This window comes from Rubrobacter calidifluminis (genome assembly GCF_028617075.1).
GTDB lineage: Bacteria > Actinomycetota > Rubrobacteria > Rubrobacterales > Rubrobacteraceae > Rubrobacter_E > Rubrobacter_E calidifluminis.
The window spans coordinates 72,488-84,757 of the sequence record NZ_JAQKGV010000008.1 but is presented as its reverse complement, the minus strand read 5'-3'; the positions used below and the strand labels follow the sequence as shown (position 1 = coordinate 84,757).

Below are 12,270 nucleotides of genomic sequence, written 5' to 3'. Positions count from 1 at the left end.
TCAGAGCAGGGCCACGGAGACCGCCGCCACCACGACGAAGACGGCGTAGACCGCCCCGCCGCCGAGCAGCGGCCAGGCCCGCAGCGGTCGCTTGCTCCGGAGCAGCGCGTAGAGCATCAACCCGGAGACGAGCGCCAGCGCCGCCGAGAAGGCGCTCAACGCGCCGAGTTCCCATTCGGTCAGCAGAAGGCCGATGGAGACCGGGATCGTACTCTGGAAGACCATTGCGCCGGTTATGTTGCCGAGCGCCAGGGTGTCCTTGCCCTCCCGAACCCAGAGTATGGAGTTGAATTTCTCGGGCAGCTCGGTCGCCAGCGGAGCGAGGACGAGCGCGATGAGCCCGGCCGGGATGCCCAGGGCGTGCGAGGCTCGCTCGATACCCTCGACGAAGAAGTGGGCGCCGAGCGCCATCACGACGAGCGAGCCGAAAAGTTGCGCCACCGCGGCCCACGCGGGCGGTCTGGAGCCCAGTCGCCAGAGGGTGAGTCGCTCCGGGACCTCCTCCAGCATCGCTCCCCCGGAACGCAGGACGCGCTGCACGTAGAACGCGTAGGCGCCGATGAGAAGGACGGCCAGCGCGGCCTTCGCGTAGAAGGGGAGCGTGACCAGCCCCGCCGCCGCGGCCAGGGCGAAGCAGACGAGGAAGAAACCGAGGTCCCTGCGCGTCGTCACGCGCTCTATCCCCAGCCTCACGCCGTTCTCCCGGCGTCCCCTGAAGGCGACGATCGAAGCCCCGACCACGCACATCGCGAGCGAGGCGAGGAGAAACGGGGCGCCGAGTATGGCGCCTATACCTATCTCCCCGGAGGCAGCGGCGTCCTCCCCGCTGACGAAGGCACCGATGAGCGCGACGATCGGGATCATGGTCTCCGGCAGGGCCGTGCCGACCGCGGCGAGCACACTCCCCACGGCCCCCTGCCCCATGTTGAGCCTCGACCCGACGATCTCCACGGCGTTGGTGAACAGGGAGGCCGCGACCAGAATCGCGACGAGCGAGATCATGAGTTCCAATGCGGTCATGCGGGAATGGTTCTCCTTCCGTGTACCTGCACAAAAGACCCCGCCGGCTCGCGGTCGTGGTAGATTCTACATGTTTATGAGAGGAGAGGAGCTTTGAGCAGAGATGGGAGGATCACCGGGATCCTCTCCGCCGTGGCCCGCGGGGAGCTCTCGCCCGAGGCGGCAGAGAAGGAACTTGGCAGGTTCGAGGTGCGCTACCTGGACCCCTTCGCCGTGCTCGACGCCGGGCGCGCGTCCCGCAAGGGCGTCCCGGAGATCGTGTACGCGGCGGGCAAGACCCCCCGGCAGACCTCCGCGATCTGCGCCGAGATCCTGCGCGCCCACGACCGGGTGCTGGTGAGCGCCGCCTCCCCGGAGCACGAGGAGAGGATCCGGCACGACCTCCCCGACACCCCGCTGCGTCGGGCGGGCAGAGCCCTCGTCGTCGGCGACGGGGAGCCGGAGCCCACCGGAGGGCGGGTGGCCGCGATAAGCGCCGGGACCTCGGACATCCCGATCCTGGAGGAGGCCGTGGCCGTGGCCCGGGAGATGGGGGTCGCGGTCAAGACCTTCAACGACGTCGGCGTTGCGGGGATACACCGCCTCGCCGGCCCCCTGGAGGACATCGAAAGCCTCGATCCCGACTGCGTCATCGTCGCCGCCGGGATGGAGGGGGCGCTCCCGAGCGTGGTGAGCGCGCTGGTTTCGGTGCCGGTGGTAGGCCTGCCCACCTCGACCGGCTACGGGCTCGGAGGGGACGGCACCGCCGCGATAATGAGCATGCTGCAGAGCTGCTCGCCGGGCCTCTCGGTGGTCAACGTGGACAACGGCGTGGGCGCCGGCGTGGTGGCGGCGATGATCGCCAACCGGGCCGCCAGAAGGAGCCACCGCTAGGGATGCGCCTGTTCGTGGCCGTCTTCCCGCCTGAGGAGGTGCGGCGCGATCTGATCGAGGCGGCCCGCATGCTGGAGGTCGGCGGGGACGTCCGCTGGGTGCGGCCGGAGGGGGTCCATCTCACGCTGAAGTTTCTGGGAGAGGTCTCGGAGGAGAGGGTGGACGAGGTATGCCGCGCCATCGAGAAGATCGGCGGACGCCACGAAAGTTTCGGCGTGGAGATAAGCGGCTTCGGTGCGTTCCCCTCGCGCAGGCGGGCCCGGGTCGTCTGGGCCGGGGTGGGCGAGGGTGCGAAAGAGCTTGCGGAGCTGGCCGGGGACGTCGAACACGCGCTGCACGGTCTGGGCTTCGCCCGAGAGCGGCGGCCCTACAGGCCGCACCTCACGCTCGGGCGCGCGCGCAAGAGACCGGTCTCGCTGGGACCGGCGGAAAGAGATCCGCCGGGAGAACGGCGTTTCACGGCGCGCAGAGTCGAGCTCGTCAGGAGCGTCCTGGGTCCGGAGGGCGCGACCTACCTCACGCTCGCAGCCGCGGAGCTCTCAAAAGGCGGCGAGTAGGGGCCCTACGGCTATGATGATGAAGAGTATCGTGAGTATCACAACCACTATCATCACAAAGTTGCTGGAGCTCATCTCACCACGCCTTTCAACCGAGTAGGCCACCAGAGGCCTTATTCTAGACGCCCTGGAGCCCGCCGGGAAGCCGTCCTTTCACATCCCGTTCGTATAGAACACCCGGCGGAGGGGGGCGTACAGACCGTCCTCCAGAGCCCTCTTCCTCACGGCCCCGAACTCTTCCACCCGCTCCGCCGCCATTCTCACCCCGGGGTCCGGGTCGGTCCTGAGCCTGAGCAGCTCCCCGGGGTTGTCCCTGACGTCCACGCTCTCGACCATGTTCGGCGGCCGGGGCTCCCTGTAGAAGATTCGGCAGCGATAGACATCCTCCGCAGCATCGTAGAGCACCAGGATCATCTCAGGCCTCACCGTGGCCGGTGGCACCTCCCGGGCCTCATAGAGAATGCGTCTCCGGCGGTAGACCTCCCTCTGCCAGAACTCGCGGTCGGCGTGGGCGAAGGAACCGCTCCTGGAGCAGGCGTCATCCCGGTGGCGCTCGGCTTCAGCCACCCAGCGGGAGAGACCATCAAGGTCCATGACCTCCCCGCAGATGGCGCACCTGAAGCCGAACCCGGCCACCGGTCGCAATCCGTCCCCGTGTCGGCATCCCCCTCCGGATCCCTCCATAGCGCAGGCCATTTTACTCCCCCGGGCCATCCGGGCGCCAGCGGCCGCAGGATGCTATCCTCCGCAGAACAGCATGACCCGGCAGGAAGTACATCTCGTCCTGAACCCGGCGGCGGGGCGCGGGAAGGCCGCCTCCTGCAGGGGGGACGTCTCGCGCTTTCTGTCTTCAAGGGGGATCCATCCCGTCTGGCATGTGAGCGTCGCCCCCGGCGAGGCGGCGGACATCGCCGCGGGGCTGCCCGAGGGTTCCGTGGTCGTCGCGGTGGGTGGCGATGGTACGGCGCGGGAGGTCGCCTCGGCGTGCGTGGGCACCGACAAGACGCTCGGTGTCCTCCCGGCCGGGAGCGGCAACGACTACGTGAAGGCCCTCGGCGTGGGAACCGGCATGAAAACAGCGCTTGAGACCATAGCCGGTGGCAGGGCACGCGCGGTGGATGCCGGGGAGATCAACGGCTCCATCTTCATCAACGGCGTCGGCATCGGCTTCGACGCCGAGGTCGCGGCCGGGGTCGTCAAGGCCCCGGGCTGGCTCGGTGGCTCCGGACGCTACGCCTACTCCGTCCTCAGGTTGCTCGCCGGGTTCACCTGCCACGAGGCCACGCTACGCCTCGACGGGGACCGAAAGATCGAGACGAAGACGATACTGGTCGCCATCGCTCTCGGTACCACCTACGGCGCCCGATTCCGACTCGCACCCCAGGCCCGTCTCGACGACGGGCTCTTCGACGTCGTCTTCTCGACCGAGATATCGCGCGGCGAAGTGTTGCGGCTCATACCCTCGGCGCTGCGCGGCACCTTCCTCAGACATCCGAAGGCGCATCTGGAGAGGGCACGCGAGGTAGAGGTAAAGATGGAATACTACGTCCCGGCCCACGCCGACGGGGAGCTTCTCGACCCCACCCTCACATACCGCGCCCGAGTGCTGCCGGGCGCCCTGCGCGTGCTCTGTCCCAGCTGACGGCGTCCCCAGGTTTGTGGTAGAAATATTTCCTCAGGTTTTCTCTCGACGAGCGGCCCTGCAGCCTCGAGAGAAATGGCAGGAAGGGTTTCGGAGGAAGATGAGAGCGTTCGTATTTCCCGGTCAGGGTGGCAGAACAAGCGAGCCGGCACGTGAGCTCCTCCCGAAGATACGCGAGATAGTCGGGGAGCGGATACCCGATCAGGTCAAGCACTTCGTCCGGGCCGCTCAGGATACGAACGAGAGCCGCGAGCTGGACCTTCGTCCCGATGTGGTCGCCGGACACTCCCTGGGAGAATACGCGGCGGCCTACGCGGCGGGTTGCTTCGACTTCGAGACCGGCCTGTGGCTCGTGGCCCAGAGGGACAGGTTCCTGGCCGAGGCGGCACGGAAAACCCCGGGAGGCATGATCGCGATCCTCAAGGCTCCTCCGGAAGAGGTCGAGCGGGCGCTGGAGGACACGCCGGGCTCGGTCGTCGCCAACTACAACTCGCCGCGTCAGACGGTCGTCTCCGGCCTCAAAGAGGCGCTCGGGGACGCGGTGGAGAAGATCAGGGGCCGCAAGGTGCGCCTGAACGTCTCCTTCCCCGCGCATTCGCCTTACATCGCCGCGGCGGGCGAGAGGATGCGCGAGGTGCTCGACTCGATCGAGTTCAGGAAACCGGAGGTCCCGATGGTCAGTGCGGTCGACGGCTCGGTTCTGACGAGCGCGCAGGCGGTCAGGGAGGCGCTCAAGGAGCAGATGGTCGCACCGGTGCGGTGGGTGAAGGTCGTCGAGACGCTGGCTCGCATGCGGGTCGAGGAATGGGTCGAGCTGGGCGGCGGCGGCGTGCTGACCAGGATGCTCCGGGATTTCGACCTTCCTTCGCTGAGGGGCATCACCTTCGAAGACCTCCGGGCCCGAATTGGCAGGCAGGCACAAAACCTGTTCCCCGGCGTCCCATGGCAGGAAGATCCCGACAGCGAATAAAACGGTGAACGTCTTCTTCGACGTACAGGGTACCCTGATCTCGGAGAGCGGTATACGGCCGTACGTCAGAGAGGTCTTCAGCAGGCTCGTGGAGGTCGGGCACAGCGTCTATGTCTGGTCGGGGGGCGGCGCCTCCTATGCGGCGGAGGCCGTCGAGCGTCTCGGGGTCTCGGACCTGGTGAGTGGCTGTTGTGACAAGAGCTCGCCGCCGGTGGAGGTGGACTTCACCGTCGACGACAGCCCCATAGTGGACGGCGAGGTCGGCTGCTTCACCGTCGCTCCCTACACGGGCGATCCCGAGGACGACACCCTCTACCTCGCCCTGGATGAGATCCTGCGCTGGTCCTAGAGAGGCGGGGGTGCGGAGGAGGTGGACGCCCCGACCATATCCCACGCGGAGATAATACTGCGCCTGGCGGCAACCTTCGTCCTCTGCGGCGCCGTGGGTTTCGAACGCGAGGTGCGCGACCAGCCGGCGGGCTTTCGGACCCACATCATCCTCGGGCTGGGCTCGGCCCTCTTCACGATGGTCTCGGCCTACGGCTTTCAGGAGTTCTTCGGCGAGAAGACCGTACGTTTCGACCCTTCCAGGATAGCCGCCCAGATCGTCTCCGGCATCGGCTTCCTCGGTGCCGGGGCCATACTGCGCCAGGGCGTAACCGTCCGGGGGCTCACAACCGCGGCGAGCCTGTGGACGACCGCCGCGATAGGCATGGCCGTCGGGGCCGGATACCTCTTCGGGGCCACGGCGGCGACCGTCGGGGTGCTCGCGGCCCTGCTCGCGCTCAGGCGCTTCCGCTCAGCCTTCATCTCCCGGCTGCGCCTGGAGGTCTCCGACCTCGAAGTCTCCTTCTCTCGTCCGGACGCCGACCCGTCACCGCTCATCTCCATCCTCGAAGCGCACCACGCCACCGTGCGTACGCTGGACGCCGAGATAGAGGGTGGGAGGGCGACCTACCACCTGCAGGTGCGGGTGCGACCGCCGCACGACCTGCACGCGGCGCTCGGCGAGATCGCGCGCCAGAGCGGCGTCGAGCGCGTGGCGGCCACCGGCCTCAGAGATCTGGAATAGCGAAAGCGGGGGCCCCAGAGGCCCCCGCTCCTCTCCACCCGGAAGGCGAAGCCTACCTGGCCGCCTCGGCTCTCGCCTCGGCCTCGGCGGCTTCCCTGGACTCGGAACCACAGGAGATCGAAACAACCTCGTCCTCGACCGCGGTGACCTCCCCTTCCGCGCTCGCCCAGACGCCAACCGAGAAGCCCTCGTCGACCGGATCGCCGATCTTCTGCTCGTAGGATACGCGCTCGCCCTCTGAGACGAGCGGGGTGGCGGGCTTGAGGAACCGCCCCCCGAGCGGCACGTTCACCCCGCTGACCTTGCCGACCAGCGAGACCACCCCGTTCTCCGGGGGCTTCGTCTTTATGTCGGCGAACTCCTTGCTCGGCACGCCCTTGGGGATCAGGAGGAACCCGTTCGTCGTGCGCCGGACGAAGCAGTCGCCCTTGCCGAGCTCCTCGATGCCCATCTCGTTGAGGTACGGGCCGCCGTCGATGACCGACAGGTGCGAGGAGTTCTCCACGTCCACCCCGGCGATCTTCAAGACCTCCGTCGCAGAGGCCCCGAGCGGCACCTCGAAGACCTTCAGCTCGAACTCCGGCCCGAAGACCTGCAAAAACTTCGTGGTCACCGGCTTGCCGAGGAAGAGCGCGTTGTAGATGTTGTGCAGCGTCTCGGTGTTGTTGACGATGATCCCCGCATCCAGCGGCAGCCCAGGGCGCTTGGAGCCGTCCGGCATCTCGACGCGGCGCGGCACCTTCTTGTCCGTGGCGTGCTTGATCAGAGTCTTCTCCTCGCCCAGAGAGTACTTGTCCGGGACGTAGGCGATGTCGAAGAGGCCGTCGGCGTGCTCCGCGTAGTCGGAGTACCACTCCCGGTCCTTCTCGTGCACCCCCATCCGGATCTGCTCGAAACCGAAGATCGCCTTCATCGCCTCGTACAGCTTCAGGAAATCTTCGATGTAGATCCGGTGGATCAGCTTGTCCGCCCAGTAGCCCGGCTCGCTCTCGGTGGAGTTGACCAGCAGCATCGGCTGCGGGTTCTTGTACTTGAAGTACGTCGGGAATCCTCCTCCCCCCGCCCCGACGATGCCGGCCTGGCGCATGATCTCGACCGCTTCCTCTTTGCTTAGCGCCTTTACTTCCTCGAGACTGCGCCGCTTCAACTCGACCACGACTTTCCCTCCGTGAGCTCCCCAGGTGCTTACAGTTACAATCTTCGCCTAAGCATTACAGGCAGTATACACTTTGATCCTTTGTGTGGCCAGTGGCGTCCTAAAGATCCGCCCGGCGCATCCTCCATCCCCCGACGAGGCAGGAGAAGCACAGCGCCAACGCGGCGACCGCGAGCGAGAGGTTAACAGGGAACGCCTCCGGGGCCGAAGTGGACGGCGTGGGGAAGCTGGTAGAGCGGGTCGAGGATGCCGGGCATGCCCTCGCGGTACTGGAGCTTCGAGAAGAACACCCCCGAAAGCGCCCACAAAAGTCCTGTCGCGAGCGGCGTGAGCATCCGCGGAAGAGGATCGAGAAGGCCGGGCGCACAACGGCCGTGGGAGGATCATCCGAAGACCCAGGTGAGGGCGCAGGGGAAACCGAGCAAGAACGACAGCGCGAAGCAGGTGGTGAAGAAGACGTTCTCCTCGGAGGTGTAGGTGTAGAGACGGGCATAGTGAGCCGCGAGGAGCAGGGAGGAAAACGAGACGGCCCCGAGCAGGACTGAGGTCACCCTTAGAGTGTAGAGGATCCCTATCTGCCGGGCGACGCCGCCGGCGTTGAGGAGCAAAAGCCCGAACCAGTCGGCGGTGAGCATGGACGATGCGACGAAGAGGCCGAGCAGGACCACGAATACCCTCCGGGGGAAGAGAGGGCCGCGGACGTAGGCGTTGAGCTCGTCCTCCTTCTTCGCGAGGAGGACGGAGAGGAAGCGCCTGCAGGCGGGGGGCAGCCTCATGCTGCATACGTTATATCATCCGCGCAGGAACCCGCCCTCGGCGTGGATGGTCTGGCCCGTGATCCAGGCCGAATCCTCCCCCGCGAGGAACGCGACGACCTTCGCCGCGTCCTCGGGACGGCCCATCCTTCCAGCCGGGAACCTGGCGGCGAGATCCTCTCTCACCTCCGGCGACATCCAGCCGGTATCGGTCGGGCCGGGGTCGAGGGCGTTGGCGGTGATACCCCTGTGCATGAGCTCGGCGGCGAGGGTGCGGGTGAACGCCTCGAGGGCGCCCTTGGTCGCGGCGTAGGCGAGCTCGCCGGGCATGGGCCCGAGCGACTGGCCGGAGGTGAGGTTTACGATCCTGCCCGATGTCCCCCGGAAGCGGCGGGCGAACCCTGCGCACAACAGCGCCGTCGCCCGCAGGTTCACCGCGTAGTGGGCGTCGAGCGTCGCGGCATCCAGGTTCTCGTAGCCGTCGCGCTCCGAGCGGGCGGCGTTGTTGACGAGGACGGAGGGCGGACCGATCTGCTCCTCCACCGCATCGAGCAGCCGCTCCGCCGAGTCCGGAGGCGCAAGGTCGATCCGCAAACATCCCGCGCGCACCCCGCATCTCTTAAGCTCCGCGAGCAGGGGGGACGGATCCTCTCCCTCCAGGCAGGAGAAGAACACGTCCATCCCCTTGTCCGCCAGCTCGCGGCAGACGGCGGCTCCGATCCCTCGCGGGTTTCCCGCCCCGGTGACGAGCGCGACGCGACCTTCCATCCGAGACCTCCCGCTCCGGTTACAGAGGAAAAGATTCTAACGGGCGGATTGCACCTCGCTGGTGCGCCTTATCGCGGCCTCGTCCAGCGCCTGCAGCGACTCGGTGTAGCTCATTCCGGAGGCCTGCAAAAGATCCACCGCGGTGGACCGGATCTGCCCGACGAGCATGCTCGTCTCGAGCTCCTTGTGCTCGACAAGGACGGCGGTCGCCCCGGCGGCGGCCTCGAGGGCAAGCGCGCGGGCCTCACCGGGGTTCTCCAGCCGCTCGAGGTAGACACCCAGAGCCCCCACCGACCCGGCGAGCTGCCGCACGGCGGCGGGAAGGCCCTGCGCCCGGAGATGCCCGCTCCTTATCAGCGCCCTCGCGGCCCGCGCCAGGACCCGCACGTTGCGCACCGCCAGGTCGAGCTGTCCTGCGGCGGTGGAGTAGAACCCGAGCTCGCCGAGCGCCCTCCGGCGCGCCGGGGAGAGACGGCTCGCCCCGTACCCGGAGGAGAGCGCCTCCCTGAGATCCTCGACCCTGCCGTCCATCGCCCGCGCCCGTCCGAGCGCCCTCTCGGCCCATTCGAGATCCCCCGCCTCGAGCGCCCCGGCCACCTCCTCAAGAACACCGGCGAGCTCGCCGAAGACCGGACGCGCCGCCTCACGCACCTTCCTGCGCGGGTTCTCCGGGAAGACGGCGCGCACCGCGAGCGCCATCCCGCTGCCGATGAGTGCGTCCAGGAAACGCCCGGTGAACGGCGCCGGGCTCGCCGGCACGAGCGTCACCATCAGAAGGGCCGAGACCGCGGCCTCCGTCACCAGGAGCTCGCTCTCCCCGATGAGGAGCGCCACCGCCGTCGCCAGCGCGACCACTACCCCGATCTGGACCGCCCCCGAGCCTATCGCCGAGACGAAGACGTCCGCTATGGCGAGCCCGCAGGCCACCCCGAGAACCAGCTCGACCGCCTGCCGCCCCTCCCTGCCGGCGGCGGCCCCCAAAGAGATGATCGCCGCGATCGCCGCAAACGACGGGTTCTGGTGCCCCAGCAAAACGTGCGCCACACCCCACGCCACACCCGCGGCCACGGCCTTGCGCAGTATGAGCCCGCCGTTCGCCCGCAGCCGCCCCAACGCCCCCGCCATCCGGTAGCGGAACGTCCGAGCACCAGCCCTGAACCACAGATCCCTGAACACACCCGCTCCCATCACGCAGAGATCACCTCCCTTCTCCGGTTCGCCTGCAGCTCACTCTTCTCACATAAATGCTCCGGGCATATAGAGACCGGAATCTGGAAGTTAGCACACTTCGTGCGCCCGGCAAGGGGGTTTGGGGCGAAAGCTCCCTGCGTTACCGAAATGTTACCGGGGGTTCACCCGGAGGCGCGAGGCGTAGCTCTTCGAGGGGGGATCCCGGGGCGGGTTTTTCGAGCCAGCGCGCCGCGGCGGCGTTCGAACCTCCTCACAGAAGCTCTCCCCTCGCCGCCAGCTGCACCCTGCCGCCGACCGAGACCCGCATCGTACCGGCTTCGTCTCTTCCCGCCCGCAGGTAGAGCAGTGAGGGGCGTCCGATCTCGTAGCCCTGCTCGACCCGGAGATCGACCGGGCCACCGCGATGCTCGACCAGGTAGGAGGCGAGGCACCCGGCGGCGCTCCCGGTCGCGGGGTCCTCGGTGACGCCGATGCCGCCGGCGAACATCCGGGCCGAGAGGTCCCCCGGCCCGTCACCGTGCGAGCCCGGGCAGAAGGCGTATACGCTCTTCTCTCTCACCCCGAGAGGTCGGCAGCGCCGGAGGGCGTCCAGGTCTCTCAGGGGAACGATGACGACCGGGATGCCCGTCGAGACCGTCTCGACCGGCAGCTCCGGGTCCAGGTCGCGCTCCTTCAGCCCGAGGGAGCGGGCCGTCTCCTGCCGGTCGTGCTCCCCTCCGAAGGCGGGAGGGAGCTGGTGCATCCAGAGCTCCTCGCCGAAATCCACCGGGATGCGCCCGGCGGGCACCTCGAGCACCAGGCGACCGGCAGGCTCTTCCGGAGCCTCGTGCCGTATGACATACGCCGTCCCGAGCGTCGGGTGACCGGCGAAGGGAAGCTCTTCCCTGGGAGTGAAGATGCGAACCCGGTGGGCGTCCCTCTCCGTGGAGAGAACGAAGGAGGTCTCGGAGTAGTTCATCTCGGAGGCCACCCTCTGCATCTCCCCGGAGGAGAGGTCGCCGGCCTCCAGCACCACCGCGAGCTGGTTGCCCGCGTATTTCTCCTCGGCGAAGACGTCGACGATGTAGAAGGTGTGGCTCATCGGTTCTCTATCCGTAGTCCGGGTCGGTGCGGGCGAGGCGCATCACCCCGATGAACATCCTGAACGCCGTCTCGTAGTCCTCGTGCGTCCAGCAGACGCGCCGATCGTCCAGCCGCTTCAGGCCGGGGAAGTACATCACGCTCTCGGCCGTGCTCGCGCTCGCGAACTCCGCAGTGAAGGTGTACGGACCCTCCGGGGCGTAGGGCGAGAGATCCCCCCGGCGACTCACGGCCTCGAAGGCCGCCCGGCAGATACGCTCGCGGGCCGCCTCCGGCGAGAGGCAGCGGGCGGTGTAGCGGTCTACGGCGGTCTTGACGCAGGCGGTGCGGACGCCCGGGTAGAGGGCCTCGGATTCGGCGCAGATCAGGTCGTCTCCCGTCACCAGGCCCACCGGGATGCCCGCGAGCCCGGCGAGGGCAGCGTTCATCCGGCCCTCGCTGCACACCTCGCCGTTCAGCTCCAGCCTCACGAGCGTCGAGGGACCGGTGAAGGTGTGACTCAGGATGCCGCCCGTCCCGGCCGCCGAATGGTAGCCGACGAAGAAGACCACGTCCGCCTCGTTGCAGCCCTCCATCATCGAGAGAGGCTTGCGGGAACCCACGATCACCTCCGCCTCGGGATCTAGCCGCTCGAGGAGAAGGTTGCGCATCCCGTCGTGCGCCTCGTTGACCAGGAACTCTCGCGCACCGGCCCGCCGCGCTCCCTCGATGGCGGCGTTCACGTCCGCAGTGAGGAGCTTCCTGAAAGCCTCGTAGCGAGGGCGCCCCGGGATGACGTCGTCCGGGTGGGTCACCCCCGTCACACCCTCCATGTCCGCCGAGATGTAGACTCTCATACCGTCCTCTCCTTACTTACCGGCCCATTCTGACAGCACTGGTCCTGCGGTGGATGTGACCTGGATCAAATCGCTGGTGTACAATTACCGGTGTATGGCAGAGTTCCGCTACGGCCGGTGGTACTTCGAGGAGGGCGAGTATGCCCTGCGCAAAGACGTGCGCCCGCAGGAGCGCAAAAACCCTGTCGTCGAGGTCGTCGAGAACCTCGGTACCACCGAGAACCCCTGCGGCAGGGTGGATTGCCGGGGCAACTGCCTGGAGTACCTGGTGCGTCCGGTCAGGGGCCGCAGGAGCTACGGCCTCAACGAGTGCAAGCTCTCTCCGCTCGTCAACATCCTCTAGGAGCCTG

Annotated in this window: 16 protein-coding genes; 7 read left to right on the top strand and 9 right to left on the bottom strand. The window is 67.6% G+C overall.

Annotation, left to right across the window (positions count from 1 at the left end; all coding sequences use genetic code 11):
* Complete coding sequence (locus PJB24_RS08215) at positions 1 to 1,020, bottom strand: sodium:calcium antiporter (protein WP_273844676.1); 1,020 nt, start codon at positions 1,018 to 1,020, stop codon at positions 1 to 3.
* A gap of 93 nt (positions 1,021 to 1,113) precedes the next feature.
* On the opposite strand from PJB24_RS08215, the gene larB reads away from it, so the two are divergent.
* Entirely contained in the window at positions 1,114 to 1,893 is a 780-nt protein-coding gene (larB, locus tag PJB24_RS08210; RefSeq protein WP_273844674.1) for a nickel pincer cofactor biosynthesis protein LarB, read from the top strand.
* Positions 1,894 to 1,895: 2 nt separating this feature from the next.
* The gene (gene thpR, locus PJB24_RS08205; RefSeq protein WP_273844672.1) at positions 1,896 to 2,450 is read left to right on the top strand and encodes an RNA 2',3'-cyclic phosphodiesterase; all 555 of its coding nucleotides are present in this window, start codon (positions 1,896 to 1,898) and stop codon (positions 2,448 to 2,450) included.
* Between the two features lie 153 nt (positions 2,451 to 2,603).
* On the opposite strand, the gene PJB24_RS08200 is transcribed toward thpR, so the two are convergent.
* Positions 2,604 to 3,086 (bottom strand): hypothetical protein, encoded by a 483-nt coding sequence (locus PJB24_RS08200; protein ID WP_273844671.1) that lies wholly within the window; start codon positions 3,084 to 3,086, stop codon positions 2,604 to 2,606.
* Between the two features lie 121 nt (positions 3,087 to 3,207).
* Here PJB24_RS08200 and PJB24_RS08195 point away from each other — a divergent pair, with 121 nt between their 5' ends.
* The 4 genes from PJB24_RS08195 (at position 3,208) to PJB24_RS08180 (ending at position 6,134) form a co-directional block, all read left to right on the top strand.
* A complete protein-coding gene (locus PJB24_RS08195; protein WP_273844669.1) occupies positions 3,208 to 4,092 on the top strand; it encodes a diacylglycerol/lipid kinase family protein in 885 nt (294 codons plus the stop codon).
* Positions 4,093 to 4,192: 100 nt separating this feature from the next.
* A complete protein-coding gene (locus PJB24_RS08190; protein WP_273844667.1) occupies positions 4,193 to 5,062 on the top strand; it encodes an ACP S-malonyltransferase in 870 nt (289 codons plus the stop codon).
* A gap of 4 nt (positions 5,063 to 5,066) precedes the next feature.
* Complete coding sequence (locus PJB24_RS08185; protein ID WP_273844664.1) at positions 5,067 to 5,411, top strand: HAD family hydrolase; 345 nt, start codon at positions 5,067 to 5,069, stop codon at positions 5,409 to 5,411.
* Positions 5,412 to 5,432: 21 nt separating this feature from the next.
* Positions 5,433 to 6,134, top strand: a complete 702-nt coding sequence (locus PJB24_RS08180; protein WP_273844662.1) for an MgtC/SapB family protein — start codon at positions 5,433 to 5,435, stop codon at positions 6,132 to 6,134.
* Positions 6,135 to 6,186: 52 nt separating this feature from the next.
* Here PJB24_RS08180 and PJB24_RS08175 read toward each other — a convergent pair whose 3' ends face one another.
* The 7 genes from PJB24_RS08175 to PJB24_RS08145 all read right to left on the bottom strand — a co-directional run bounded on the left by PJB24_RS08175 (position 6,187) and on the right by PJB24_RS08145 (position 11,920).
* Entirely contained in the window at positions 6,187 to 7,290 is a 1,104-nt protein-coding gene (locus PJB24_RS08175) for a proton-conducting membrane transporter (RefSeq protein ID WP_273844660.1), read from the bottom strand.
* Positions 7,291 to 7,472: 182 nt separating this feature from the next.
* Entirely contained in the window at positions 7,473 to 7,625 is a 153-nt protein-coding gene (locus PJB24_RS08170) for a hypothetical protein (RefSeq protein WP_273844658.1), read from the bottom strand.
* A 48-nt stretch (positions 7,626 to 7,673) separates the two neighbouring features.
* Positions 7,674 to 8,066: a hypothetical protein gene (locus PJB24_RS08165; protein ID WP_273844657.1), complete on the bottom strand. Its 393-nt coding sequence runs from the start codon at positions 8,064 to 8,066 to the stop codon at positions 7,674 to 7,676.
* Positions 8,067 to 8,081: 15 nt separating this feature from the next.
* Positions 8,082 to 8,813: an SDR family oxidoreductase gene (locus PJB24_RS08160; RefSeq protein ID WP_273844656.1), complete on the bottom strand. Its 732-nt coding sequence runs from the start codon at positions 8,811 to 8,813 to the stop codon at positions 8,082 to 8,084.
* A 36-nt stretch (positions 8,814 to 8,849) separates the two neighbouring features.
* Complete coding sequence (locus tag PJB24_RS08155) at positions 8,850 to 10,001, bottom strand: FUSC family protein (protein WP_273844782.1); 1,152 nt, start codon at positions 9,999 to 10,001, stop codon at positions 8,850 to 8,852.
* Positions 10,002 to 10,254: 253 nt separating this feature from the next.
* Positions 10,255 to 11,085: a PhzF family phenazine biosynthesis protein gene (locus PJB24_RS08150; RefSeq protein WP_273844654.1), complete on the bottom strand. Its 831-nt coding sequence runs from the start codon at positions 11,083 to 11,085 to the stop codon at positions 10,255 to 10,257.
* A 7-nt stretch (positions 11,086 to 11,092) separates the two neighbouring features.
* Entirely contained in the window at positions 11,093 to 11,920 is an 828-nt protein-coding gene (locus PJB24_RS08145; protein WP_273844651.1) for a M55 family metallopeptidase, read from the bottom strand.
* Positions 11,921 to 12,014: 94 nt separating this feature from the next.
* Here PJB24_RS08145 and PJB24_RS08140 point away from each other — a divergent pair, with 94 nt between their 5' ends.
* On the top strand, positions 12,015 to 12,263 hold the full coding sequence (locus PJB24_RS08140) for a hypothetical protein (RefSeq protein WP_273844649.1): 249 nt from the start codon (positions 12,015 to 12,017) through the stop codon (positions 12,261 to 12,263).
* Positions 12,264 to 12,270: the final 7 nt, after the last annotated feature.

Excerpts from the sequence above, each read along its gene's own strand:
- PJB24_RS08215 (WP_273844676.1), bottom strand. The coding sequence starts at position 1,020 with ATGACCGCATTGGAACTCATGATCTCGCTCGTCGCGATTCTGGTCGCG.
- thpR (WP_273844672.1), top strand. The coding sequence starts at position 1,896 with ATGCGCCTGTTCGTGGCCGTCTTCCCGCCTGAGGAGGTGCGGCGCGAT.
- PJB24_RS08195 (WP_273844669.1), top strand. The coding sequence starts at position 3,208 with ATGACCCGGCAGGAAGTACATCTCGTCCTGAACCCGGCGGCGGGGCGC.
- PJB24_RS08190 (WP_273844667.1), top strand. The coding sequence starts at position 4,193 with ATGAGAGCGTTCGTATTTCCCGGTCAGGGTGGCAGAACAAGCGAGCCG.
- PJB24_RS08170 (WP_273844658.1), bottom strand. The coding sequence starts at position 7,625 with ATGCTCACGCCGCTCGCGACAGGACTTTTGTGGGCGCTTTCGGGGGTG.
- PJB24_RS08165 (WP_273844657.1), bottom strand. The coding sequence starts at position 8,066 with ATGAGGCTGCCCCCCGCCTGCAGGCGCTTCCTCTCCGTCCTCCTCGCG.
- PJB24_RS08160 (WP_273844656.1), bottom strand. The coding sequence starts at position 8,813 with ATGGAAGGTCGCGTCGCGCTCGTCACCGGGGCGGGAAACCCGCGAGGG.
- PJB24_RS08155 (WP_273844782.1), bottom strand. The coding sequence starts at position 10,001 with ATGGGAGCGGGTGTGTTCAGGGATCTGTGGTTCAGGGCTGGTGCTCGG.
- PJB24_RS08150 (WP_273844654.1), bottom strand. The coding sequence starts at position 11,085 with ATGAGCCACACCTTCTACATCGTCGACGTCTTCGCCGAGGAGAAATAC.
- PJB24_RS08145 (WP_273844651.1), bottom strand. The coding sequence starts at position 11,920 with ATGAGAGTCTACATCTCGGCGGACATGGAGGGTGTGACGGGGGTGACC.
- PJB24_RS08140 (WP_273844649.1), top strand. The coding sequence starts at position 12,015 with ATGGCAGAGTTCCGCTACGGCCGGTGGTACTTCGAGGAGGGCGAGTAT.